Origin of the sequence: Gottfriedia acidiceleris (genome assembly GCF_002128425.1) — a bacterium.
GTDB lineage: Bacteria > Bacillota > Bacilli > Bacillales > Bacillaceae_G > Gottfriedia > Gottfriedia acidiceleris.
Genome location: NZ_NESS01000003.1, coordinates 290,577 through 315,781 on the forward strand (window position 1 = coordinate 290,577; position 25,205 = coordinate 315,781).

27 protein-coding genes, 1 pseudogene, 2 riboswitches and 1 other annotated feature are annotated in these 25,205 nt (G+C 31.6%); of the genes and pseudogenes, 12 read left to right on the forward strand and 16 right to left on the reverse strand.

The window, feature by feature from the left end; translation table 11 throughout:
* Nucleotides 1-62: 62 nt before the first annotated feature.
* The 8 genes from B6K90_RS07850 to B6K90_RS07885 all read right to left on the reverse strand — a co-directional run bounded on the left by B6K90_RS07850 (nt 63) and on the right by B6K90_RS07885 (nt 6,689).
* A complete protein-coding gene (locus B6K90_RS07850) occupies nt 63-524 on the reverse strand; it encodes a hypothetical protein (protein ID WP_088012181.1) in 462 nt (153 codons plus the stop codon).
* A 218-nt stretch (nt 525-742) separates the two neighbouring features.
* Nucleotides 743-2,131, reverse strand: a complete 1,389-nt coding sequence (locus B6K90_RS07855) for a HAMP domain-containing sensor histidine kinase (protein ID WP_088012182.1) — start codon at nt 2,129-2,131, stop codon at nt 743-745.
* 14 nt (nt 2,132-2,145) lie between these two features.
* On the reverse strand, nt 2,146-2,814 hold the full coding sequence (locus B6K90_RS07860; RefSeq protein ID WP_056471929.1) for a response regulator transcription factor: 669 nt from the start codon (nt 2,812-2,814) through the stop codon (nt 2,146-2,148).
* Between the two features lie 462 nt (nt 2,815-3,276).
* Complete coding sequence (locus B6K90_RS07865) at nt 3,277-3,840, reverse strand: Gmad2 immunoglobulin-like domain-containing protein (RefSeq protein WP_088012183.1); 564 nt, start codon at nt 3,838-3,840, stop codon at nt 3,277-3,279.
* 135 nt (nt 3,841-3,975) lie between these two features.
* Nucleotides 3,976-4,887: an AEC family transporter gene (locus tag B6K90_RS07870; protein ID WP_088012184.1), complete on the reverse strand. Its 912-nt coding sequence runs from the start codon at nt 4,885-4,887 to the stop codon at nt 3,976-3,978.
* A gap of 41 nt (nt 4,888-4,928) precedes the next feature.
* Nucleotides 4,929-5,273: an SHOCT domain-containing protein gene (locus tag B6K90_RS07875; protein ID WP_088012185.1), complete on the reverse strand. Its 345-nt coding sequence runs from the start codon at nt 5,271-5,273 to the stop codon at nt 4,929-4,931.
* A gap of 258 nt (nt 5,274-5,531) precedes the next feature.
* Complete coding sequence (locus B6K90_RS07880) at nt 5,532-5,984, reverse strand: VOC family protein (RefSeq protein ID WP_088012186.1); 453 nt, start codon at nt 5,982-5,984, stop codon at nt 5,532-5,534.
* A gap of 30 nt (nt 5,985-6,014) precedes the next feature.
* The gene (locus B6K90_RS07885; RefSeq protein WP_088012187.1) at nt 6,015-6,689 is read right to left on the reverse strand and encodes a VOC family protein; all 675 of its coding nucleotides are present in this window, start codon (nt 6,687-6,689) and stop codon (nt 6,015-6,017) included.
* A 148-nt stretch (nt 6,690-6,837) separates the two neighbouring features.
* On the opposite strand from B6K90_RS07885, the gene B6K90_RS07890 reads away from it, so the two are divergent.
* A complete protein-coding gene (locus tag B6K90_RS07890) occupies nt 6,838-7,377 on the forward strand; it encodes a GNAT family N-acetyltransferase (protein WP_088012188.1) in 540 nt (179 codons plus the stop codon).
* Nucleotides 7,378-7,416: 39 nt separating this feature from the next.
* On the opposite strand, the gene B6K90_RS07895 is transcribed toward B6K90_RS07890, so the two are convergent.
* Nucleotides 7,417-8,166: an SDR family NAD(P)-dependent oxidoreductase gene (locus tag B6K90_RS07895; protein ID WP_088012189.1), complete on the reverse strand. Its 750-nt coding sequence runs from the start codon at nt 8,164-8,166 to the stop codon at nt 7,417-7,419.
* 141 nt (nt 8,167-8,307) lie between these two features.
* On the opposite strand from B6K90_RS07895, the gene B6K90_RS07900 reads away from it, so the two are divergent.
* The gene (locus B6K90_RS07900) at nt 8,308-9,186 is read left to right on the forward strand and encodes a LysR family transcriptional regulator (protein ID WP_088012190.1); all 879 of its coding nucleotides are present in this window, start codon (nt 8,308-8,310) and stop codon (nt 9,184-9,186) included.
* 380 nt (nt 9,187-9,566) lie between these two features.
* On the opposite strand, the gene fbpA is transcribed toward B6K90_RS07900, so the two are convergent.
* Nucleotides 9,567-9,740: a Fur-regulated basic protein FbpA gene (fbpA, locus tag B6K90_RS07905; RefSeq protein ID WP_088012191.1), complete on the reverse strand. Its 174-nt coding sequence runs from the start codon at nt 9,738-9,740 to the stop codon at nt 9,567-9,569.
* Between the two features lie 509 nt (nt 9,741-10,249).
* Nucleotides 10,250-10,348, reverse strand: a riboswitch (SAM riboswitch).
* A gap of 85 nt (nt 10,349-10,433) precedes the next feature.
* Nucleotides 10,434-10,539: riboswitch (SAM riboswitch) on the reverse strand.
* Nucleotides 10,540-11,128: 589 nt separating this feature from the next.
* Nucleotides 11,129-11,372: a binding site (T-box leader), on the forward strand.
* Nucleotides 11,373-11,421: 49 nt separating this feature from the next.
* On the opposite strand from fbpA, the gene brnQ reads away from it, so the two are divergent.
* Nucleotides 11,422-12,744: a branched-chain amino acid transport system II carrier protein gene (gene brnQ, locus B6K90_RS07910; RefSeq protein WP_088012192.1), complete on the forward strand. Its 1,323-nt coding sequence runs from the start codon at nt 11,422-11,424 to the stop codon at nt 12,742-12,744.
* 111 nt (nt 12,745-12,855) lie between these two features.
* The gene (locus tag B6K90_RS23655; RefSeq protein WP_167555309.1) at nt 12,856-12,999 is read left to right on the forward strand and encodes a hypothetical protein; all 144 of its coding nucleotides are present in this window, start codon (nt 12,856-12,858) and stop codon (nt 12,997-12,999) included.
* 214 nt (nt 13,000-13,213) lie between these two features.
* On the opposite strand, the gene B6K90_RS07915 is transcribed toward B6K90_RS23655, so the two are convergent.
* Nucleotides 13,214-14,752: an FAD-dependent oxidoreductase gene (locus B6K90_RS07915; protein ID WP_088012193.1), complete on the reverse strand. Its 1,539-nt coding sequence runs from the start codon at nt 14,750-14,752 to the stop codon at nt 13,214-13,216.
* Nucleotides 14,753-14,925: 173 nt separating this feature from the next.
* Here B6K90_RS07915 and hpt point away from each other — a divergent pair, with 173 nt between their 5' ends.
* Nucleotides 14,926-15,453, forward strand: coding sequence for a hypoxanthine phosphoribosyltransferase (hpt, locus tag B6K90_RS07920; protein ID WP_069033270.1), 528 nt, complete (start codon nt 14,926-14,928; stop codon nt 15,451-15,453).
* Nucleotides 15,454-15,500: 47 nt separating this feature from the next.
* Here the strand turns inward: hpt and B6K90_RS07925 are convergent, their stop codons facing one another.
* The gene (locus B6K90_RS07925) at nt 15,501-15,917 is read right to left on the reverse strand and encodes an NUDIX hydrolase (protein ID WP_088012194.1); all 417 of its coding nucleotides are present in this window, start codon (nt 15,915-15,917) and stop codon (nt 15,501-15,503) included.
* A gap of 134 nt (nt 15,918-16,051) precedes the next feature.
* On the opposite strand from B6K90_RS07925, the gene B6K90_RS07930 reads away from it, so the two are divergent.
* On the forward strand, nt 16,052-17,311 hold the full coding sequence (locus tag B6K90_RS07930) for a TolB family protein (RefSeq protein ID WP_088012195.1): 1,260 nt from the start codon (nt 16,052-16,054) through the stop codon (nt 17,309-17,311).
* An 18-nt stretch (nt 17,312-17,329) separates the two neighbouring features.
* Here the strand turns inward: B6K90_RS07930 and B6K90_RS07935 are convergent, their stop codons facing one another.
* Both B6K90_RS07935 and B6K90_RS07940 read right to left on the reverse strand, forming a co-directional pair.
* Complete coding sequence (locus B6K90_RS07935) at nt 17,330-18,094, reverse strand: 2-phosphosulfolactate phosphatase (protein WP_088012196.1); 765 nt, start codon at nt 18,092-18,094, stop codon at nt 17,330-17,332.
* Nucleotides 18,095-18,247: 153 nt separating this feature from the next.
* A complete protein-coding gene (locus tag B6K90_RS07940) occupies nt 18,248-18,727 on the reverse strand; it encodes a GNAT family N-acetyltransferase (protein WP_088012197.1) in 480 nt (159 codons plus the stop codon).
* A gap of 260 nt (nt 18,728-18,987) precedes the next feature.
* Between B6K90_RS07940 and B6K90_RS07945 the strand changes: the two genes are divergently transcribed.
* The 6 genes from B6K90_RS07945 to B6K90_RS07965 all read left to right on the forward strand — a co-directional run bounded on the left by B6K90_RS07945 (nt 18,988) and on the right by B6K90_RS07965 (nt 24,384).
* Nucleotides 18,988-19,539 carry a cysteine hydrolase family protein gene (locus B6K90_RS07945; RefSeq protein WP_088012198.1) on the forward strand — a complete coding sequence of 184 codons (552 nt, stop codon included), beginning with the start codon at nt 18,988-18,990 and terminating at the stop codon, nt 19,537-19,539.
* Nucleotides 19,536-21,005: a nicotinate phosphoribosyltransferase gene (locus B6K90_RS07950; protein WP_088012199.1), complete on the forward strand. Its 1,470-nt coding sequence runs from the start codon at nt 19,536-19,538 to the stop codon at nt 21,003-21,005. The genes B6K90_RS07945 and B6K90_RS07950 overlap by 4 nt, the downstream gene beginning before the upstream one ends.
* On the forward strand, nt 20,998-21,627 hold the full coding sequence (gene nadD / locus B6K90_RS07955) for a nicotinate (nicotinamide) nucleotide adenylyltransferase (protein WP_056471873.1): 630 nt from the start codon (nt 20,998-21,000) through the stop codon (nt 21,625-21,627). Before B6K90_RS07950 ends, nadD begins: the two co-directional genes overlap by 8 nt.
* On the forward strand, nt 21,624-22,445 hold the full coding sequence (nadE, locus tag B6K90_RS07960; RefSeq protein WP_088012200.1) for an ammonia-dependent NAD(+) synthetase: 822 nt from the start codon (nt 21,624-21,626) through the stop codon (nt 22,443-22,445). Before nadD ends, nadE begins: the two co-directional genes overlap by 4 nt.
* A gap of 128 nt (nt 22,446-22,573) precedes the next feature.
* Nucleotides 22,574-22,714 (forward strand): lmo0937 family membrane protein, encoded by a 141-nt coding sequence (locus B6K90_RS23370; protein ID WP_170927396.1) that lies wholly within the window; start codon nt 22,574-22,576, stop codon nt 22,712-22,714.
* Between the two features lie 161 nt (nt 22,715-22,875).
* Nucleotides 22,876-24,384 (forward strand): flavin monoamine oxidase family protein, encoded by a 1,509-nt coding sequence (locus B6K90_RS07965; RefSeq protein WP_088012201.1) that lies wholly within the window; start codon nt 22,876-22,878, stop codon nt 24,382-24,384.
* A gap of 63 nt (nt 24,385-24,447) precedes the next feature.
* Here the strand turns inward: B6K90_RS07965 and B6K90_RS07970 are convergent, their stop codons facing one another.
* Entirely contained in the window at nt 24,448-24,861 is a 414-nt protein-coding gene (locus B6K90_RS07970) for a hypothetical protein (RefSeq protein WP_088012202.1), read from the reverse strand.
* 229 nt (nt 24,862-25,090) lie between these two features.
* Nucleotides 25,091-25,195 (reverse strand): annotated as a pseudogene (locus B6K90_RS24525) (excalibur calcium-binding domain-containing protein); the annotation flags it as partial.
* Nucleotides 25,196-25,205: the final 10 nt, after the last annotated feature.

A 25,205-nucleotide genomic window follows, 5' to 3' on the forward strand; every position in this document is an offset into this window, starting at 1 on the left:
ATAATTGAGTAAAGAAAAAGGAACAATTTCTAAATTGCCCCTCTACTGATAATTCCTTTATCTTACTTTGTTACAACTTCACTACTTTTAACTAATTCAATACGCACTTTTTTAAGCCCGTCATTTTCATCTACATATGTACTTAATTTCCAATTTGCTGCAAGAGTATGTTTAATTAGATTAATTGCTTCTTCAGATAAATGAATTCCTTGAATTGCAGTTCCCATATCTTCATAATCTTTTTCAACTACAATTCCAAATTTATATCTTAATAAAGTCATTAATGATCCTTTTGTTAGAAATTTGATTTGATAGCCTTCATTAACGATTTTATTAAAATTCTCTTCATTGTTTTTGTACAAATTTATTAATGTTTCCCAGTCAGGAAAACCATTACCATATTGATTTAAAAACTCGAAATTCTCTTCCTTCACAGCGTTTATTAACTGAATGTTCTCTACACCAGCACTACGTAGACTTTCAATCATAATTGCATTATTTATCGCGATACTAACATAGCTCATCTTTGTTCTCCCTCCAAATTACAAGAATTTTCTTTTTATTCAACTTTATCATAAATTATGGTTCTAAACTATTAAATTGATGAGGTTTAAACTAAGATGAATAGGAGAGCGAACGCTTATAATCGCAATAAATCACTAAATACGTAAAAACCACAAGATACGATTAAATATCTTGTGGTTTTACCTTCTTTTTGGGGATTATTAGATGCCCCTCTTATCTAAATTGTGTTTAATGTGATTAAGGCAGTTGTACCTTCTCCATTTTCACTCGTAATTTGTAGAGTTCCACCATAATTTTCAATTAGGTCTTTTGCAATGGATAATCCTAAACCATTACCGCCGTTAGCACGACTTCTTGCTTTATCAGCTCGATAAAATCGGTCAAATATATGATTGATATCTTCTTCTTTAATACCAATTCCGTTGTCTTTTACTTTGATTTCGATTTTGTTTACAACTTGATCAGTATTTATGTCGATAATCGTGTGTTCCTTACTGTATTTAACTGCATTATCAAACAAAATAATTAATATTTGCATTAAATGTTCCCTTGCAATATTTGCTTTATCAACAATTTGATCAGGAGTATGGAAGTGAATTTCCAAATCTTCATGTAACAGTTGATAATTATTAATGATCTCATTTAAAACTTCATTAATATTTGTTGGAGCATACTGTTCGATCTTTTCACTATTTTTCTCTAGCTTCGTCAACTGTAGAAGCTCATTCGTTAAAATAATCATTCTGTTCGTTTCATTAATACATGTATTTAATGAGTTTTCTAAAACAGTTTCGTCTTTTTTCCCCCAGCGATTAACTAATGATAAGTGACCATGAATAATTGCTAAAGGTGTTCTTAATTCATGAGAAGCATCTTCAACAAATCGCTTTTGTCTTGTAATTGATGCCTCTAACTCATCCATCATTTTGTTAAAAAGTAGACCGAGTTCGGATAACTCATCTTTTGTTTCTCCTACAAAAACTCGCTCTTTTAATTGATTATTTTTTATTTTGATCATTGTTTGGTTTAAATTTTTAATAGGATTTAATATTTTTTTAGATAAGAAATAACCGCTTAAAATACTTAAAATTAAGGAAATGGTTGTTCCTAAAATGAGAATCATGAAAGATTCTTTAATTAATTTCGAAAAGATTTCTACATTCATCGCAACTTCTAACACGCCGTCGAAATTCTTATAATGTAATGACTTACTCGTAATTAAAATTTCTTGATTGTGTAATCTATATTTTTGAATTTCCCCGAAGGCATTTTTATTAATATGAATTTTAGGCATTTTTCTAGAAACTGTAAAAATTACTTTTCCATTTTTATCTAATAGTCGGATCATTTCATTATTTTGTATAATTTTTTCAAAATACACTTTATTTTCAACTAAAGAGCTAGCATTTGGTCTCTTCGTTTTATACTCTTCATCTAAATAAGCTGACGTTTCACTTAATCTTTTTTCAATTCGATGTTGTTGCTGATTCATTACAGACATTTGAATCAAAGCAGATTGAATAAGATTACATAATGTAAATATGAAAAACATAAGTACAGCGATTGTAATTGTTATTTTCCATCTAATCGAAAGCTTATTTAACAAGGTAAGATTCACCTCTACATCCTCATTACATACCCAGTACCCCTTACAGTGTGAATATAGGTATTGTTTTTATCATCTAGTTTTGTTCTTAAGTAGCTAATATAAACATCCACTACGTTTGTTTCAATTGTAGAGCCATAGCCCCATACAGTTTCTAATAAAATTTCTCTAGTTAATACACGATTTACATTGCTCATTAATAAGTACAATAAATCGAATTCTTTTTTAGTTAAATCAATGATCGCTTCGTCTTTTTTAACAACACGAGCTGCAGAATCTAGTGACAAATCTTTAAACTTTAAGCAGTGTAAATTTGTTGAACGATCGATTCGTCTAAAGATTGCTCGCATATGAGCTAATAGTTCTTCAATAACAAATGGTTTTGAAATATAATCATCTGCACCACTATCTAAACCTGAAATTCGATCAAAAACACTATCTCTTGCTGTAATCATAATAATTGGAGTGTCTTTATGCGCTCTAATTCTTCTACAAACTTCAATTCCACTTAAATTAGGTAGCATTAAATCAAGTAAAATTAAGTCAAATTCTTGGTCGATCGCTAAATTTAAACCATCTCTACCATCATTTGAAATATGAACTTCATTTCCTTCATACTCTAATTCTAATCGTATAAAATTTGCTAATTCTTTCTCATCTTCTATAATTAATATTTTTTTCATTTATTTTATCCCTCATTTTTTTTATAATAACATCTATAAAATTATTATTTGTATTGTATAAGGATATCTGTTTAAGATGAAAATGGCTTTATGAATATTTTAAAATTCAATTAGAGTTTTATTAGAAATTTTTAATATTTCAACTTAATTATCTTGATATTACTACCTATTGTGTACATTTTCTAATAATTCCACTTAAAAACGATTAAAATTTATTTAAGAATATATTCAAAGCTCTCCAAAAAATAAGGTAATACCTTTTTTATTTCCACTTATTTTATGTAAATTTGAGTTGTTCAATAATAAAAAAAATGACTTTAGCATTTGCTAAGGTCATTTTCATGCTGTTGAAAAATAATCTTGTCAATTAACTAGTAAATTTTCGTCAATGAAGTAAGCCTTATCAAGTTAATTTCCACTTATAGATCATCATTGTATATCCGTTTTATAAAACTTCCTGCCTTATTTATAATTAGGAAACTGAATCGGAATATTTAATATATTTTCAGGCTGGCCGTCTTTTGCACTTGCAACATATAGTGTCAGTACTCCATTTGGACTTGTTGGCTGAGTATAATTAATCACTAATTTAAAGTTCCCCCATTCTGGAGCGCCCATATCAGCCATTGTGTTTCCTTCTGCTAATACATTATGTCCATCTTCTATTCGATATAGGAATGTTGCTTCAAAAACTCTAGCTTTTCCTTCAACAATTAACACATTTTTACCTGTTGAGTCATTTACGACTGTAGTAACTTTAAATGCATCGTTTTCAACTGGTGTAAATACTTTTTCTGGTGGCTTAGTTTCATCCTTTTTTGGCGGGTTATTATTTTCTTTATCTGGTGTATTTCCATTATCCGTATTTTTGTCTTTATCTGGTGTATTTCCATTATCAGGGGTTTTCCCTTTATCAACTTGTGTTGACTGATCGTCTTTTTTGCCATAACCGTAGTCATTTGACTGACAGCTTGTTAAACAGAATATGCTTAAAATTATAAGTCCAATAAATAATAATCTTTTCATTCTATTAATCCCCCCTAAATTAATTTATAGCTTCAAATTAAATATTGTTCTGAATCAAAATATTTATTTTTAATAAAAGATGTAATGCTTTTTTCCGAGGTGGACTTTTAGGAAATAGGAATGAATTTTATCACATTAAAAAAATGTACTAGCAAGTTGAATTACAATCGGTAATGTTAGACTGCTTAATATTGTAGAGGTTATAACAGTTTGTGCTGCAAAACTTGCGTGTGGACCCTTAAATGATAGTAATGCACTGTTTCTTGAACTTGGAAATGCACTACCTATAAAAAGGGCTTTTGCAACCACGCCTTCAAAACCGAATATTTTTATAAGGGCAAATGCAATAATCGGACCACCAATTAATCTTAAAAAATTACTAATCGCTAAATTGTTCCAGCTAATTTCTTTCCCTGATTCAGCTAATTGAGCTCCAAGAGTAATTAGTGCAAATGGGGCGAATGACTCAGTAATAGGATTTAAAATGGTAACCAATTCATGATTTAATTTCACATGAGATATTTGAAGGATAAAGCCAAGTGCTACACTATATATGATTGGTAGCTTAAGCATTTTCCAAATTGCTTCTTTCATCTGGACTGATGCCTCAGCATTATATACCCCGACAGTAAATGTCATTATATTTTGAAACAAAACGATTAAAACTCCGATACTCAATGCAAAAGGATCATTTTTAAAAACTAACGCATTTACTGGTAATCCAAGATTTCCTGAATTATTTAATGCGATACTATTAGCAAATGTCCCACGCATAGATTTATCAATGCTTCTCCATCTGCAGATTAATGTTGAAAGTAGTGACATGAAGACAAATTGAATAACCAAATAAAATAAAACACCGCCTGCAACTTTACCTGATAGCGGACTATCATAAATTTTCATAAATACTGCTACTGGAAGAAATAAATAAACTAAGAGGGTTGTTAAAGTACGTAAGTGAAGTTTAAAAAGACGATTAAACAAATAACCTAATATAACATAAAAAAATAGCGGTAGCATAACTTCTAGTAGTAATTTTATTACCATTGCATTTCCTTCTTTCAGATGATTAAGCACTTTTTATTTTTCTACATATCTCGGTTGAAAATTTTTTCCTTATGTTTCTGAAATTCAATTTCTGTGATCACCCCGTCATTTTTTAATTTATTTAATTTACGAAGTTTCACTTCAAAGTCCTCTTTCTCTCTTGTAAAATACTCTTCAACATTTACTTCATAATTTGAAATACCATGATCACTAAAAACGTTATATCCATTGATAATCGTAATCATTAGAGCAATCCCAATCCATAATAATCCGAACAAACCAGCTTTTGGTATGACAATTGTAAATCCGAGGACGATAAAAATAATGCCAATCATTAAACCAAACAACGCCTGCCCTTTACTTGGCTTAACTCGAATCTTTCTCAAATTACCACCTCTTTTCATTTTAAAATTAATTTCTGAATGAAATAGAAGCTTTGACGGTTAAATTTGATAAAATATTATTTGCTTTCGAAATACTATATTCGACAAATTATGTTTAAATACCTATTGCAAAAATAAAAAACCACCTATTTAGGTGAATTTTTCAATTTTTTTTATAAACAATTTACACTTTTTTATATTCAAAATGACAATTTTATAAAAACGATTTCTCACCGTTTTTTCAAACTAATATCAAAATAGTTATTTTGAATATTTGTCTTTCCATTCACTTAAATAAAGAACTTCATTTGTTTTTATAGATTCGCCATCAAGTAATGAAATAAATTCTAAACTATTTCCATCAGGATCTCGGAAATAAACACTTGCTGCTGGCATCCAAGTATGTACAACAGGCTCAATCGGATTTAATCCAAAAAAGTTTTCAGTCACTTGAATCCCTCTCTCTTTAAGCCATTCAATACTATTCTCTAGTTCATGTAGACTTACCCCAAAAGCGAAGTGACCTTTGTGAAATTCCTTACCTTTCTCTACTTCCCACAGTCCGAGCATTTGTTTGTCATCACCAATAAAAAAGAAAGCTACTCTTCTTTCTTCAATTTTATAAGCAAGCCTAATACCTAGTTTTTCGTAAAACATAATGGATTCTTCTAAGTTTCTTACATCCAAGTGAGTTTCATATATACTTTTAATCATCGTTTTTTCCCCCTTTCATCAAATTTTGAATTACTTTATCCTATTAATCTTAATTTCTCCTCGATCACTGACGTTAATTATCATTTCATTATCAACTGTAATAATTACTGGAAAAATTTCAGCATACTTACTTGAAAATAGCCATTTTCTATTCGGTGGTCCTAAAAGGATAAAACAACCTTTTGCCCCCATAAAATTTAAACTATTTACTAATTCATTATTATTTCTTACTAAAATGCCATTAGTGATTAATTGCTTACCTACTTGAAATACATCGGGTGTAGTTAGGTTTATTTCACTTATATTTATGATTGATTGAATAGAGAATGGCTTAGCACTTTTTGGTGAAATAGAATGCCTAGAAATAAACTCAACAATATTACCAGAAGGATCTTCAAAATAAAATGAATGGGCATCTAAAAATTTAAAGTAAATCTCATCAAGTCCATCTTCTATTGTTAATTTTACAAATGATTGTGCCCATTTCTTTGCTTCTTGAAAGTGATTTGATGAAATATTGAAAGCGAAGTGATAGAAGGGATTTGTGTCTTCTATTGTTTCTACAAACTCTAATAAACTTTCTCCTACTTCAATTGTGAAACTATTACTTTTCACGCTTACGCAGTTGAATTTTAATTGATTAATATAAAATTCTTTAGTTTTATTTAGTTGGCTAGTTTGCAAAACTACTTTATTGATTAACATACCTTTCTCACCTACTTATTCATTTAAGTATTCTTATTTTAGCACTAAGTTCTTTAATTTTTAAAAATTATGAAATTAAAACTCCTTGAGAATATCTCCAAGATGATATGATTTAATTAACTTTAATTAAATTTAAGGAGGTTTATCCGTGATTTTCAAAAAAAATAAGCTTATTATTCGTCCATTAAAGGAAAGTGATGTTCCGCTCCTTTCAAAATGGCTTTCGAATCCTAAAGTTCTTCAATATTATGAAGGTCGAGATAATCCGTTCAATGATGAAAAAGTTAAAAATATTTTTTTTAACAAGGAACCCTCTATTCAAATGTGTATTGTTGTTTATGAAAATATAGAAATAGGTTATATACAATTTTATAAATTAGACGATAAATCGAAAATTGAATATGGATATGAAAATACAAATGAAGTTATTTACGGAATGGATCAATTTATCGGCGAAATTGATTTTTGGAATCGTGGCATTGGAAGTTTACTCGTCTCATCAATGGTGAATTTCTTAGTTAATAATCAAAACGCAAAAAAAGTAGTAGTAGATCCACAAACATGGAATGTACGCGCGATTAATTGTTATGAAAAATGTGGATTTAAAAAAATTCGATTACTTCCGAAACATGAACTACATGAAGGCAAATATAGAGATTGTTATATAATGGAATATGAAGATAGGTAAAAAGGCTGCCTAATTATTATTAGACAGCCTCTATTTTATTTATTTAAAAGATGCATACCCTTCGTCTGCCATTACAACACTACCGTTAATGGCACTTGCTTCTTCTAAAGAAAGTAAGTAAACCGTGTCAGCAATTTGTTCTGGTTTAGTTAATTTATTCCCCATTACTTTTGCTTTCATCATATCAATAATTCCTTTGTCTTTATATCCTTGGATAATTGGTGTATCAACTGCGCCAGGTGCAACCGCAACAACTCGTATACCATATTCAGCTAATTCAAGAGCTGCTGATTTTGTCATCATAATGACAGCCCCTTTCGTTGCATGGTATGCAAAAGTACCATGTGAAGCTAAAAATCCAAATACAGATGCTGTGTTTATAATAACACCTTTAATCCCCAACTCTTTCATTTTTCGTGAAGCAGCCATAATACCATATGTAACACCGTGTTGATTAACGGCAATTGTTTTGTTATAAACATCTAAGTTCATGTCAATTAATGGTGAATTCGCACCAATCCCTGCATTATTAAACATCACATCGATACGGCCAAATATTTCAACAGTTTTTTCAATTAAGCTCTCAACTTCCTCAAATTTAGAAACATCCGTTTTTACGAATATTGCTTCTCCACCTTCAGATTTAATGTAGTCAATAACTTCATTTCCTAGTTTTTCATTGAAGTCAGCAACGACAACGCGATCACCTTTTCTTGCAAACTTTAGAGCGGTTTCTTTTCCAATACCACTAGCCCCACCTGTGATTACTGCTACTCTTTTTGTTATCATCATTTTTTCCCCCTTAAGATAAAACTAATAATTTTTTATGTGTTGAACTTTATTACAACTTAATTGTATCAACGTTTTATATTAAATAAAATTTAGTTATACTTACTACTAATTAACTTAAACTAAATATAGGAGAAAAACATGAATCTTGAACAACTACAATATATAATTGAGGTTTCAAAATCGGGATCACTAACTTTAGCAGCCCAAAAATCACATATCACTTTATCGGCAATTAGCCAATCAATCTCATTGTTGGAAAATGAACTAGGAGTATCTCTTTTCTCGCGCTCTAGAGGTCAAAGTGCTATACCTACTCGAGAAGGAAAAGTAATTATAGAGAAAGCAACTGAAATCTTAATGAAAGTAAATGAGTTAAAAGAAGAAGCAAATGATTTAAAAAATACTTTATCAGGTGAACTTAGAATTGCAACGATTCCTGGTCCAACTCACCTACTAGTTAATACTGTTTCTCGTTTTAAAGAAGATTTTCCGAATGTAAAAATTGAAATTTTTGAAAGAGGACCAAATGAAATAATTGAAAATTTACAGTCCCACAAAATCGACATTGGGTTAATTGTATCCGAGGATTTAATTCCTAAAAACAGTGGATTAATATATGAAAGATTGCTCGAAGGAAAAATGGTCGTAGGTATTAGTTCTAGTTCTCCTTTATCTTCTTTAAAATCGCTCTCTCCTGAAAAACTACAACAAGAAACTCTCATTCTTTATGATGATCCAATTATCAAAAATTTTGTAGAAGAATACATTTCTACATTTGGGAAGACAAACATTTTATTTACGACGAATAATACTGTCGCTATTGAAAATGCGGTAATGAGCGGTTTAGGCGTAACTATCGGTTTAGACTTTTCATTTTTGAAAAATAAAGGCCTTGTACCAATTGAAATTAAATTACCTAATCATTTACCTGTTCATTATGGTTGGGTTCGACACGATGGAAAATTTTCTTCACAAATTGCTAAAACATTTTTGAACAGATTATCTTTGGAGATTTAAAAAATATGGTTGCTGCACGCTCCAATATAACAGTTACCATGGACTCTTCTGTATTTTTAATAAGTTTCTGTTAAATATAAAATGTTCATTTTTGAACAAAAAAAGCTTATTTAAATCTTATTCAACTAAAATAGAGGATAATCAAATGATTACCCTCTAAAAGATGTCCAACGAATGCATGTGATTGTTGTACAAGAAAACTGTTAATTTGGTTGATTGCATAATCTTAATATCTAGTTGGTTTTACCCAAGGTATATTCTTTAAGACCTTTTTTGCTAAAACCTCTTTTAACTGTTCATATTCAAATACATCGTATGGAATATTACGTAGAAAATTTCGAAATGCCAGACAATCTCCAAAAGCAAAGATAAACGTGTTATTATACACACTTGTTTCTATTTATAATTATTTCTCGATTAAATTCTTCCTCCAACTCACTTAAGGTTAAAAGATATAAATGTGTTGACCCTTTTTTGTATACACCTGCCTTTAATAGCTTTTTAATCAAATAATTTTTTCTTGTTTCAACCGCTTTTCTTAATAAATTTTCCAATTAAATTCCTCTCTTTTAGTTACTAGGTTACAATTTATTCTTTTGTTTACGATTCCTCCTCTATTTATTTCAGTTAAAGTAGGAGGATCTTCATTTAATTACTCAGATACTTTTTTTGCAAATCGGAAGTTCGGATTATTTAGTGGATCAAATCGAATTCCTTTAATATTTTTCTTCACTAATGAATTTTGAGCTAAGAAGTAAACAGGTATAATTGGTACTTCCTTGCATTACTACATCTTCTGCCTGATGTAGTAATTCATAACGTTTTGCTTCATTTTGTTCTGTTAAGGATTTCCTAGCCTTTTAAAAATAAACTTCATCTTGACCATTCTCCTCCTTTTAAATTTTTTGTATTTTAGTAAATGATGGCTAGCCCATTTAATCACAATTATTAATACAAACTTTTCTCATCAGAAAACTAAGAATTAACTATAAAACTTTCTCCTATAACTAAAAATAAAAACTAAAAACCTCTCAACAAGATAAGTTGAGAGGTTTTGGCTCTGTACTTATCTTTCGGGTTCCCCCGTGGAATTGGCACGGTATTCAAAGAACCCGTTGCCGAGGTTTCATAGGGCCAGTCCCTCCACCTCTCTGGATAAGAAATAATATTATTTGGTTTCTATAAGTTTAGTTAATAATGAAGAAACCTCTTCAAAGAAAGAAGAGGATTAGCTTTAAAATCAACTCTTCTTATCTCTCAAGGCTTTACCTCGATGGAATTAGCACAGTGTTCAACTAGAACCCGCTGCTGAGGCTTCAAAGGGCCAAATCCCTCCACCTCTCTAAATAAGATTTATCGTTTATGTAATATCGAAATTGAATTACCAAAGATTAACCTATATAAGAATAAACGTCAACCTATTTGGTAAATGTTAAATTTTTCTGTTTTTTACAAAAATTAACTATAAATTTTTTCAAAATAATTTAAATCACTATTAAATTATATTTATAAATACCAAACTAATGAACTCCATATTTTATCAAACTATACATAATTAATTATCAAAATACTAAACACGGATGTAATCGCTTAATACACCCATAAAAATATTGGTTTAAATTGAACCCTAAAAAACCATTCTTTTAATTATATTAAGAAAATTAATTTACAGATGAATTTGCACAATTTCTAATTAAAATCATCATTAAATTATTACCAAGGTTGTAGATACGATTATTAAGTAGTAATAGAAAATTGCGGATATTAAGAAGTAGTGACAAAGAAAAATGTTCAACTGAAAATTTAAAAATGTGTTTACACCAATTGGGATAACTTAGGTTGAATATGTAAAGTGTCTGCATTAGAAATAATTGATAAAAATGAAAAAAAGTATTGACTGATAATATTCCCCCTGCTAATCTTATTTTTAATACTTAAGTGAAGAAAATCTATGACGAGAAGAGTAGCCCAAGAACCTAGTTCTACAGAGAATCAACGTTTGGTGAGAGTTGATGTGCGAGACTTGTGTGAAAATCATCTCTGAGATGCAAAGCTGAATGACTAGTAAGCTTTGCCGGATTGTCCGCCGTTACCATGGAACACGTATGTTTGTACGTTGATCGAGAGCCGCAGTACGCTTTTTCCTGCGGAAGTAGGGTGGTATCGCGAGTAAGCTCGTCCCTAACCATAGGGACGGGCTTTTTTTATTTTTCAAATTTGGAAGGAGAGGTTTTTATGAAAAAGAAAGAGACTGTATTTATCGGACTAATGTTATTTTCAATGTATTTTGGAGCCGGCAATTTAATTTTCCCGCCGTTTCTCGGCATGGAAGCTGGAACCTCATTTTGGCTTGCAATTAGTGGTTTTATCGTGACAGGTGTAGGTTTACCGTTTGTGGTTTTAGCAGCGATGTCTCTTGTAAAGGGTGGAGCGCAAGCGTTAGGAGGACGTGTACATCCGCTTTTCGGTTCTGTGTTTACTGTAATTGTCTATTTATCAATCGGACCGTTCCTCGCGATCCCTCGTAATGCGAACGTTGCGTATGAAATGGGAGTGAAGTCTTTTGTGGGAGGCAGTTCCTTAAATAATTCTATACTACTATTGTTGTTTAGTTTTGTGTTTTTCGCTCTTGTTTATGCGGTGAGCCTAAACTCGTCTAAGCTGGTTGATTACATGGGCCGCTGGATTACACCGGCTTTACTTTTGGCAATTGTTGTTTTATGCGTAACAGCTTTTATTCATTTGGACGCCCCTTTGCATGCACCAGATGAAAACTATCAATCCAGTGCATTTTTCAAAGGATTTATTGAAGGATATTCCACAATGGATGCTCTTGCCTCCCTCGCTTTCGGCATTGTCATTCTAAATACTTTCCGTCAAAAAGGTGTAAAGGATGATCGGCAATTAATGAAGTCCACATTGAAAGCTGGATTTGTAGCTGGATTGGCATTGGCCTTCGTATATGTGGCAATTGGTTTAGTTGGTGCAAAAATGGCTTCGCAAGGTACATTTGAAAATGGTACAGCAATTTTGTCAGCAACTGCGAGTTCTTTTTTAGGTTACGGGGGAAAACTTTTGTTGGGTCTTATTTTTACACTTGCTTGCTTTACGACTTGCGTAGGTTTAACAACAGCATGCGGACAGTTCTTTGCACAGTTTTCTTCCAAATTCAGCTATAAATTTTTCGTAACTGCGGTTACTATTGTAAGTTTCGCTCTCGCAAACCTAGGATTGAATGAAATTATCACTGTATCCGTGCCATTCCTTGTAATGGCCTATCCATTAACCATTGTCTTAATAACACTTTCCTTCTTCACAAAGGCACAAAAGGTATACGGAAGCGCCATGCTGTTAACAGGATTGGTTGCTTTGTGTGATGGTCTGAAAGCATTCGGTCTCCAATTGAAGCAAATGCAGAGCTTGATGGATATGCTTCCGTTTTCATCGTTTGGACTTGGATGGGTTATGCCTGCTATAGTTGGGATCTTGATGGGATTTATTTGGGATAAATTTAGCCCCAAAGCGATTTCAGCAGCTTACGAGAAAAAAGCTTCCTAATAACTTATTTCGACTTTTGGAATTTGCACAACGTTCCAAAAAAGTTTAATAAGCTGTATCACTTTAACTACTTAAGTTATGGATTGAAACATACTTCTACATTGAAAACGTATGACAGAATTGACAAAAAATGAATTAGTCTTATCGTATTGGAAAGTATCTGTTAATGAAATTCAAATGGTAGGTCATGATGATAAATTATTGAAAATATTACGAACTGTTCTCTCTGAAATCGATCAATCTGATAGTGTGTAAGGAATTCCTAAATTCGAAAGGTATTTAAAAGCATTAATTGAACTAGGTATTATTAATTTAAATAATATTAGGTAAAAATGTCGTAGCTTAAAAAAGTTCTTTACGGCTTGTAATATTTAACACAAAAAAGATCCTTTTTGCGAAGGGATCTTTTTTTATGTTTTTATTTAATGAAACAGCAAAAAGTGTTTTCGGAAAATTACGCCTTTTTAAGTTATTGAACAAAAACTTGTTTTAACGGTTGATCAGCTGGACCTTCTAATACCTCACCATAAATTGAAAATCTTGAGCCATGGCATGGGCAATCCCATGATTTTTCACCATTATTCCACTCGACCTCACAGCCTAAATGAGTACAAGTTGTGTCTACGCAATGAACTTTACCATTTACGTCTTTATATGCTCCAACCCTTTTTCCATCAAGTGTTACGACCGAGCCTTCATCATTGTATAACTCTTCTATTTTTCTAGAAACAGGTTCTAATTTTCCTTCAATTAAATGTTTAGCTACATCTAAGTTTTGCATTAAGAAATGCTTGATACTAGGATCTGCTTGAAATCTCGAAGGAGTGAACACATCAGCATCAACCGCTTCTTTATCTAAAATTAAATTACTAATTAACTGGGCAGAGACTGTTCCACTTGTCATACCCCATTTACGGAAACCTGTTGCAACGTAAATGTTATGATGTTTTGATGATAATCTACCAATATAAGGCATTTTATCTAAAGTAATTAAATCTTGGGTAGACCATCTGTATTTTACATCTTCAATTCCAAAGGTTTCTTCGCCAAAAAGCTTTAAATTTTCATAAAAACTCATAGTACGAGTTTCTACACCTGTTTTATGACTTTCCCCACCTATTAGTACTAATTCTTCATTATTGTATTTAAATGATCTTAGAGATCTTTTCGGATTTTCCGCACTTATGTACATGCCTCCTGGATATGCTGTTTTTACTTTTGCAGCTAGGGCATATGAACGGTCAGCATGTAATTTCGTAAAAAACATTTGATTACCATCGTAAAAAGGAAAATGGGATGCACTAACAACATGCTTACATTTAATTTTTCTTCCACTTTGAGTGACTACGACTGGATTGTTACCTGTTTCAACATTAATGACTACAGTTTCTTCATAAACCTTTAATCCGTTTTCAATTGAGGCTTTTAATAAATGAATCAAGTATTTTAATGGATGAAACTGCGCCTGATCTCTCATTGTAATCGAATATTTTGTATCAAAAGGTAATAAAGTTTTTACTGCTCCAAAAGAGTCAATACCTAACTTTTCATAAGCTTTCAATTCATTTTCTAGATTTGTTACATAATCATCTGAAGTCGTATAGATTGTTGCATCTTGGCTCTCATAATTACATTCTATTTGGTTATCATTCGTATATTTTCTAATAAAATCCATTGCATTTTTAGTAGAATGATAAAAGATTTTTGTCTTTTCTAATCCAAAATGTTGAATTAGCTCATCATATATTAAATCATGCTGAGCCGTTACTTTTGCAGTCGTATGGCCAGTTGTTCCATTAATAATTTTATTCGCTTCAAGTAAAGCAACCTTCATTCCCGCTTGCGTTAAAAAATATGCCGTTGATATTCCTGTAATTCCAGCACCGACGATGACGGCATCAAACTCTTCATCATCGTTATATGGTTCAAAAGTAGGGATATTTAATCCACTTCTCCATATTGGCTTTGAATGCTTCGGCAAGCCATTGTAATCAATCTTTTCATTCATCTATGAATACCTCCAATTTTGTTATGTGGTTATTATTACCAAATTGAAGGATGTTCATTAAATTAACTTTTCAATTCTACAAATTAGTAAATATTGTTAAAATGGAGATAATGATGAATGCTCATCTAACAAAGTAAAAAAGTAGTTAATAATTAGTAAAGAGGGTAATTTACATGGCTTATAGAATTAAAGACACTTTAATTTCTGAAACTGATTTAAAAAATAGAGTAAAAGCACTTGCTGAACAAATTGAACATGACTTTAATAACGAACCTCTAATCCTTGTAGTTGTTTTAAAAGGATCATTTGTATTTGCAGCTGATTTAGTTCGTGAAATGAAGAGTAATATTAATGTAGACTTTATTTCTGTTTCCAGCTATAGTAACCAAACTGAGTCTACTGGAAAAGTCAGACTATTAAAAGATTTAGATGAAAATATCACAGATAAAAACGTGGTGGTAATTGAAGATATCATTGATAGTGGTCTAACATTGCACTTTTTACGTGACCATCTTCAAATGCATAAGCCTAAATCGATTAAGATTTGTACTTTATTAGATAAACCTGAAAGAAGAAAAATCGACCTACCAGTTGATTATGTAGGCTTTGTCATTCCAGATGAGTTTATCGTTGGTTACGGAATTGATTATGCACAGCAGTATCGAAATCTACCTTATATCGCAACTGTAGAAGAATATTAATTTTACATAAACATGCCGTTTGATTCTTTATCAGACGGCTTTTTGGTTTATTCCTTGTTAATTTTTTTATTGATCAAGTCGATTATTAATTTTCGATCCTCTGGAAAACTAAGCTCTAATTCAAGAATTTCCTCTGCTGATTTCCAAGCAATTTCATGTATTAATTGATCAGGGTCTTGGATTCTAGCATATCCACCAATAATTCTAACCTCATAAAAATGTACTTTTACTTGAAAACCATACGAGATACCTTCTTTAATAAACAATTCCTTAATTACTTCAACTTCATAACCTGTTTCTTCGAGTACCTCTCTTTTACAACACTCATCGATTGATTCATTATCTTCTAAACCACCTGCTGGAACTGCCCATAGTTTTTTTTCATCTGGCTTGCCTTGAAGAACCATTAAAATCTGCCTTTCACGATTAATACAAATTCCAGCTGCCCCGATCCATTTTTCCATGAAAGCCACCTCTTTTAGTTACTTTATATACTTAGCTATTCGATTATTTAATGTTTTATCCTGTTTATTGCCCTTTTGATATTTATATAATTTCTTGGGAAAAATAAAGCAAAATTTGTAAACGGGGTGAATTTATGAACCGCAAATTACTACTCATGTTCTTAACAGTTGTTTGTTTAATTTTTCCGAGCTTTAGTTACGCCGAAACTACTGATAACTCATTAAAAATTGCGTTTATTCGAGATGGATTCGTTTGGATAAAAATAAATAATAAAGAAGAAAAAATAACAAAATCAAAAGGGGTTTATTCGAATCAGCCTCAGTGGTCATTTGATGGAAATTATTTAATGTACCAAAAAGAAATACCTACTGGCCCTACAGCATCTTATCCAACTCGCTCAGAAATATGGATTTATAATATGAAAACAAAAAAAGAACAAAGGATAATTTTCGATGGTGAAAATCCAAAATGGTCCCCTACTAAAAATATTATTGCTTTTCTAGATAGCGGTGTGTTAAATGTTTCTGATTTTAATAATTTTTACAATATTGCATTAGGTGTAGATGATTATAATTGGATTCCAAACGGTAAGGGTTTTATAGCTTCATCAGCCGCTGCTCTAAATCCAGATGGCTGGACAAATCCAATTTTATATAAAATCACCTTACCAAATGATTTAAAAAATATTACTAGCGTAACAAACAATGTAAAACAATTTTTTGTTGTCCCTAAAACCTTAACAAAAGGCAATACTTCCATTCCTTCCATAAACGCGACAACATTTCAATTTTCGCCTGATCATAAATGGATTTCTTTTATTGTTAGTCCAACAGCATCTTGGTCTATGGATAGTGACATGCTTTGTATCATTTCTTCAGATGGAATGGTTTTTGAAGTACAAGATGAAATTATTTTACATTTAGATACTCCTAGATGGGCTCAAACTAAAAATATATTAGGATACATTGCAGGTGGAGGCAGATTAGTTTTCGGATACAAAAATAAAAAGATGAATATTTCTGAAATGCCAGCATTTACATCTACAAATTTAACACCACCACATTATGCTGAATTAGGCTTTACATGGTGTGATGATACATCGATTGTTGTTTCAAGAGTAAAAGAAAGCGAGTGGTCTAATGATGAAAAGAAACGGCCAAAACCATCATTAAATGTGATCAATCTTTCTACTCATAAACAATTAAAAATAACGAACCCACCTACTGGAAAGGGAGATTACAACCCAGTCTACTCTAAGTCTTCCAATAAAATAACATGGACCAGAAAAGGAGAATTAGATGTAGTCGGAAATGTATGGATCTCCAATTTGGATGGTAGTAAACCTAAAATATTATTAAAAAATGTTAGTTCATACTCTATTTTTGAGCGTTAAAAAAGGATGAATTTTATTTCATCCTTTTTCTAATTCTAGTCCATTAACAAAACAATTATTTTTTAAAACTGGGACTACTTTAAAACAGTTCAATTGGCTACAATGCTTAACATCATCTTCAAAACCCTTCATTCTTAGCTCTCTTCCACTTCCACATTCCCAAATCAAATCTTTAATTTTATGTTTCGAGTGAAGAAACGCACCAATACAAACTTCCGCCTCAGGTGATTTTGTTCCTTCTAACTCGGCTAAAATTGCTCCTGCTCCTAAATAATCTTCAATGGAAGGTCTTAGTGCATCCTCATTTTCATGTAAATCATTCCAAACCTCACCGCACGGAATGACTGTTATATTAACATTTTTTTTGTTTTTTAAGCGATTAGCCAACCTTGCAACCGAAGAAGCATTAAGTAAAGAACCAATCAATAACGCGGGCACCTTTGAAGCAATCCATGAACAAAATGCCCCATTTAGAGAACATAAAACAAATTTATTATTGGTATGACGTTCATTAAATGAGACAGGCGAAAGTGTTGCCTTCCCTAAAACTGCCGCTTCATTTCTTCCTAAAATATACTCCGCTCCAATCTTTTTAGCATAAGTTTTCCCATCTAAATTTGGTGGATACGGATAAATGATTGCGTTTTGAAATATTGCTGAAACAACAGTCGATGAAAAACTAAGAACATCAACAATGATTGTAATATCCCCACGTTCCGCTGCTTCCCTAGCTCCCCTTTTCCCCCATTCTACTCGGCATTCATAATCAGATTGATCGAACATTTTTTCGTCCCCCTAAACTTAAATTAATTTAAGAAAAACCTAAAATAAAGAAACAATATGCCTGATACTCATGCAGGGAAGGGAATGCATTTTCTAAATGATCAACACTTTATTAATCTATTTCAAAGTATTTAATAATAGTTCTTTGACGATTTACTCTAAAATATTTTCATCAATTGATGAACTTATCTCTTCTAAATTTAATGAATACGAAAGAAATTCTTTGTCCACTTGATAGCCATTTTTTTCATACAACGCTTGTGCCGATTTATTATCAATCGCAGTTTGTAAATCTAATGCCTTTGCTTTCGATTCAATCGCAAATTTCTTTGCTGCATTTAAGAGCAATTGGGCTACTCCTTTTTGTCTAGCAGTTTTGGTTACATATAAGTCATTTAAAATCCATAACTTTTTCATCGATACAGATGAAAATGAAGGATATAACTGAGTAAATCCTAAAGACCTATCTTCTTCTTTTACAAGAAAAATAACAGAATCATTGTTATTGATTCTTTCTGTTATAAAATCAATTGCTCCGTTTAAATTACTATCTTGTTTATAAAACATTCTGTACTGATCAAATAAATTCGCTACTTCTGAAATATCCTCTGATTTTGCACGAATTACTTCCATCATGTCACCTCTTCTAACTTGTAAATTAATCTATTAGTAAGTTCGGTACATTTCATTAAATTCCTCTAATAGCTACATAGGTTACAAAACCTACGGCAAATAGTAATTTTTAATTGTAAAGTTAATACTATAAAAATGATCTTTCCAAAATTTAGGTTTTCATATGAATTAACTTGTAATAATATTGAAGATGAACACTAATTAAATTTTTTCTAACATGTGAAAAATTTAACATTCTTATTACTTGGGGTGACTATTATATGGATAAAAAAGCGCTCATTATTATTGATTATACGAATGACTTTGTAGCAGATGCAGGTTCTTTAACTTGTGGAAAACCAGCGCAGGAAATTGAGCAAAGTATTCTACAAATAACTAAAAATTTCATTGAAAGTCAAGATTATGTTGTATTTGCAGTTGACGTCCATGATGAAAATGATCCGTTTCATCCCGAAACAAAATTATTTCCACCTCATAATATTAGACATACTAAAGGAAGAGATTTATATGGTGGATTAATGGACTTATACAATTCATCAAAAGGAAATTCAACTATTAAATGGATGGATAAAACTCGTTACTCAGCTTTTTCAGGAACAGACCTTGAGATAAAACTAAATGAAAGACAAATTAACGAACTTCATTTAATAGGAGTTTGTACTGATATTTGTGTATTACATACAGCGGTCGATGCTTATAATAAGGGTTATAAAATAGTCGTTCACCAGCAGGCTGTTGCAAGCTTTAATGCAGCTGGGCATGAATGGGCATTAAGTCATTTTAAAAATACTTTAGGGGCGGAAATAAGATGAATTACAACTTTCAAGATGATAGCCTTGCACTTCATACAGACCTTTATCAAATTAATATGGCGGAAACTTACTGGGGAGACAATATCCACAATAAAAATGCTGTTTTTGAACTTTATTTTCGTAAACTCCCATTTGGAAATGGATATGCAATCTTTGCAGGTTTAGAAAAAATAATTAGTTATCTGCAGAACTTTAAATTTAGCAGTTCAGATCTTGACTATTTAAAAGAAGAACTAGGATATAAAGATGAATTTATTCAATTTTTATCAGGTGTAAAATTCACAGGATCAATTAGAGCAATTCAAGAAGGCGAATTAGTATTTGGGAATGAGCCAATTTTAAGGATTGAGGCCCCACTATTAGAGGCGCAATTAATTGAAACAGCCCTTTTAAACATCGTAAATTATCAAACATTAATTGCTACTAAAGCTTCACGAATTAAACATATCGTTGGTAATGATACGCTAATGGAATTTGGAACAAGACGCGCTCAAGAATTTGATGCTGCAATTTGGGGAGCAAGAGCTGCTTATATTGGTGGATTTCATGCGACTAGTAATGTTCGTGCTGGTAAATTATTTAACATTCCTGTTTCAGGTACACATGCTCATGCGCTAGTGCAAGCATATCGAGATGAATACATAGCTTTCAAAAAATATGCAGATCGTCATTACAACTGTACATTCCTGGTTGATACATACGATACACTAAAAAGTGGAGTACCTAATGCGATTAAAGTCGCAAAAGAACTAGGTGATAAAATTAACTTTGCAGCAATCCGACTAGATAGTGGTGACTTAGCCTATTTATCGAAAGAAGCTAGAAAAATGCTCGATGAAGCTGGTTTCGTAAATACAAAAATAGTTGCTTCGAATGATTTAGATGAATACACAATTTTAAATTTAAAATCACAAGGAGCCAAAATTGATTCTTGGGGAATCGGAACAAAGCTGATTACAGCATATGATCAACCGGCTCTTGGAGCTGTTTATAAATTAGTAAGTATTGAAGATGAAAATGGGAAAATGATTGATACAATCAAAATTTCTCAAAACCCTGAAAAAGTAACAACTCCTGGACTAAAGAAATTGTATCGAATTATTAATACAGTTAACCATCATGCTGAGGCTGATTATATTGCTCTTGAAGATGAAGAGCCGGGGTCTGAGGAAAAAATAAAGTTATTCCATCCGATTCATCCATATATCAGTAAGTTTGTAACTAATTTTGAAGCTAGAGAACTTCATCACCAAATCTTTACTAAAGGTGAATTAGTCTACAAAGTGCCTGCGATAAAAGACATTCAGGATTTTGCTGAAAAGAATTTGAGTGTGCTTTGGGAAGAATACAAACGTGCATTAAACCCTGAAGAATATCCTGTAGACTTAAGTCAAAAATGTTGGGATAACAAAATGGAAAAAATAGCAGAAGCTAGAAAGAAAACAGAGGAAATGAAAAATGGCTAAAATTGGGATTTATGGCAGTTCGTTTGATCCAATTACAAATGTTCATTTATGGACTGCGAGTACGATTGCTCATCGTTGTCAATTAGACAAAGTTATCTTTTTACCATGCTCTTCAAAAAGAAGAGATAAACAATTACATAATACTGATGAACATCGTTGGAATATGTTAAAATTGGCAATTCAAAACAACTCAAAGTTTATTGCAGACGATTATGAAATGAGTAAAGAGGCATGGGAAGTATTCACTTACTATACAATGAACCATTTTAAAGCGAAGTATAGTGAAGATGAAGTTTATTTCATAATGGGTGCTGATCTCCTAGAAGATATTGCAGAAGGAAAATGGAAATACGGGGATCAATTAGTTTCCGAAAATAAATTCATTGTAATGGCCCGTGATGGAATTGATATGCTAAAGACCATCTCACGTTCTCCCTTATTAAGAAATAATGATAATGGTTCAAGATTTCATCTAATTGATAAAGGATTAGCGATGGAAATTAGTTCAACATATATCCGAGAAGAGTTTGCTAAAGGCGGCGAGCCAAGATATTTATTGCCTGAGGATTGCTACGCTTATATTAAAAAATACAATCTGTATCAAAAGGAGAATGAAGATTGAACAATTTACAAAAAGAAATCGTCGAAGAAATGAAAGTAAAACCAGTTATCGATCCTAAAGAAGAAATAAGAATCAGTATTGATTTCCTAAAAAGCTATCTTAAAAAACATCCTTTTTTAAATGGTTTTGTATTAGGTATTTCAGGTGGTCAAGATTCTACGTTAACTGGTAAACTTGCACAAATGGCAATAGATGAATTAAATAGTGAGCAATCAGAAAAAAATTATCTATTTATCGCAATTCGATTACCATATGGCGTTCAAATGGACGAAGAAGACTGCCAAGAAGCCTTAAAGTTTATCCAACCAACAAAGACCTACACAGTGAATATTAAAGCAGCTGTAGATGCTAGTGTTAAAACATTAAAAGATATTGGCATTGACCTTACTGATTTTGCAAAAGGTAATGAAAAAGCTCGTGAAAGAATGAAAGCTCAATATAGTATCGCTGCTATGAATGGTTGTGTTGTCTTAGGTACTGATCATTCAGCTGAAGCTATTACTGGTTTTTACACTAAATATGGTGATGGTGGTTCAGACCTTTGTCCGATTTTCCGTTTAAATAAACGTCAAGGAAAGATGTTGCTAAAAGAATTAAATTGCCCACCTAAACTATATAAAAAAGTTCCGACAGCTGACCTTGAAGAAGATCGCCCACAATTAGCAGATGAAGTCGCTCTTGGTGTTACATACGATGACATTGATGACTACTTAGAAGGTAAAGAAATTAATAGTGACTCTCAAGCTAAAATCGAATCATGGTTTAATAAATCTAGACATAAGAGACAGATGCCTTACACTGTATTTGATAAATTTTAAGACACTTGTCAACAGTCTGAAAGCTACCTATTTTGGTAGCTTTTTTACTTTTATATTTAATAAATGGATATGAAAGTTAAAATTGGACATGGTAATAATACAGTCATTAAGAAAGGAATGTTCATATTATGTGGATTTTATTTTTTATTCTTTTAATCTTATGGGTATTAGGTTATTTTACTTTCCATATTGCAGGTGGACTAATTCATATACTATTAATTATCGCAATTATCGTATTTATCGTTAACCTATTTAGACGTAAAAAGTAGCAAATTTTTAGTGACTTTTTCTACAAACTAAAAGAGCTTGTTTTTTCAAGCTCTTTTTCTTTTGCCTATTCAATTTCTAAATCCTTTCTTTAAACTCTTCTATATTCCTCTATTTTTGAATAAACTTCTATGAATGTCATAAATAATAGAGGAGCGAAATTATGACAGTGAGTATGGAGCCTCCTATATCAATGGAACAAATGCTTCAAACAATTCGAACAGGACTACCAAAAACACTTGAACCTAAACATATAATCATTGTTGGTGCTGGTATATCTGGTTTAGTAGCTGCTTCACTTTTAAAAGGAGCAGGACATGAAGTAACGATTCTCGAAGGAAATAATCGTATTGGTGGTCGTATTTTTACTAATCGTAATTTTTATGCAGGACAGTATATGGAAAATGGTGCTATGAGAATACCATCTATTCACTTACTTGTATTAGAATATATTAAGAAATTTAACCTACCTTTAGAAGAATTTATTAATAGCACTCCAGAAGATATTATATTCGTAAACGATGTAAGAACCCTTCAGAAGATTTATGAAGAAAATCCCGACATTCTTAACTTTCCTACTTCACCATCTGAAAAAGGTAAAACAGCTGAATATTTGGCTCAATACGCCATGCAACCTGTAACTGACTTCATAAAAAAGAATCCAAAAAAGAATTGGGAAATCGTTATTAAATTACTTGATCGTTATTCGATGGAATATTATTTGAAATATAATCCATATGGTAGAACATTATCGGTTGGAGCAATTGATATGATCAAGGTTATGCTTGGGATGGAAGGCTTTCCTGAGCTTTCATTCACTGCCTTACTTCGAGAAGTAATGATTCTATTTACTCCTGGACTAAAGTTTTATGAAATTAAAGGTGGAAATGATCACTTACCGTATTCATTCCTACCTGAATTACATGAAAATATTTTTTATCATCAAAAAATGAGAAAAATTGAACAACACGACTCTTCTGTAACTATTCATACAGAGGATACACAAACCTCGCAGGCATATACGGTCACTGGAGACTTAGCCATCATTACCATACCTTTTTCATTACTAAACTTCGTTGAAATCATTCCACGCAATTTATTTTCTTATAACAAATATAAAGCGATCCGACAATTACATTATGTTCCTTCGACTAAAATTGGATTACAATTTAAAACGAGATTTTGGGAGAAAGCAGGTTTTATTGGAGGAAAAATGATTTCTGATTTACCTGTTCGTTATTCCTATTTCCCGAGCCAATCCGTTGGCTCAGAAGGTCCAGGTGTCATATTAGCAAGCTATACATGGGAAGATAACGCATCAATTTGGGATAGCTTAACTGAAAAAGAAAAAATAGAAAATGCGCTAGAAAATTTAGCCAAAATTTACGGAAAAGAAATATATAGTGAGTTTATTACTGGTAATTCATTTAGTTGGTCAGAAAATCCTTTTTCAGGTGGAGCTTTTGCTATTTACAAACCTGACCAGCAAACAGAGATTGCCCCATTTATTTCCACTCCAGAAGGACTGATCCATTTTGCAGGTGATCACACTTCTACAGCTCCAGGTTGGATTCAAGGTGCAATCGAATCAGGAATAAGGGTGGCATATGAGGTTAACGATTTACCTAAATCAATGGCAAATGTGAATATTGAAACTCACGATCAAGGGTAAACAGTTCAAGAAAAACATAAACCCCACAAGGAACCTTACACCTTGTGGGGCTACATCATGATTTTATCCAATTTTTAAATAACCTACAGAAGGAACAAAAGAGTATCCTTGATTTATAACCATATCTGTTATTTCTGTCGTTTCAGTATCTCTTACTTGATGAAACAATTTATATTTTATTGATTTTACTTTCCTTCCTCTTAAGACATTATTTAAATAAATTAATTCAATTTCTAAAAAAGGTATTCTGTACTTTAAATTATTCGTAATTCTATTTGTGATTAGTTCATTAAACTCAATATCAGCATTATTAACTGCATTATTTTTCAGTACATCTACTAGTTTATTCTGTTTTTCAGTAAACTCACTAATAATATATTCGATTTCCACTTTTGATAGGGAACGAGTTTCTTTTAATGGCAATGTAACTTGATTTGTTTTTTCTTTACTAAATAGTCGTTTAAAAAATTTAATCATAGTCCCGTCCTCTTCAATTTTTCTTATTTATATTTTGTCATTATTAAACAAGATTGTAATAATAATTTTTTAGGCACTAATACTATTCGATTATTAAACCGAAATTCCTTTGTAGAGTTGCTTCTCTTTTAAAATATTTAGAGATTAACTTCATAATTCCAAAAGTCAGGAGTTCAATTAGAAAATAAAGACCTAATGATTAATAAAAAACACCTAGTATTAGGTGTTTTTATTCCCTTTCACATGCATAATTATCATGATCACGATCCATTTGTTCTTGATATACTTTATTCCCTTTAGATACTCCATTTGGATAAACTTTTCTTAAGTCAGTGCAATTTTTA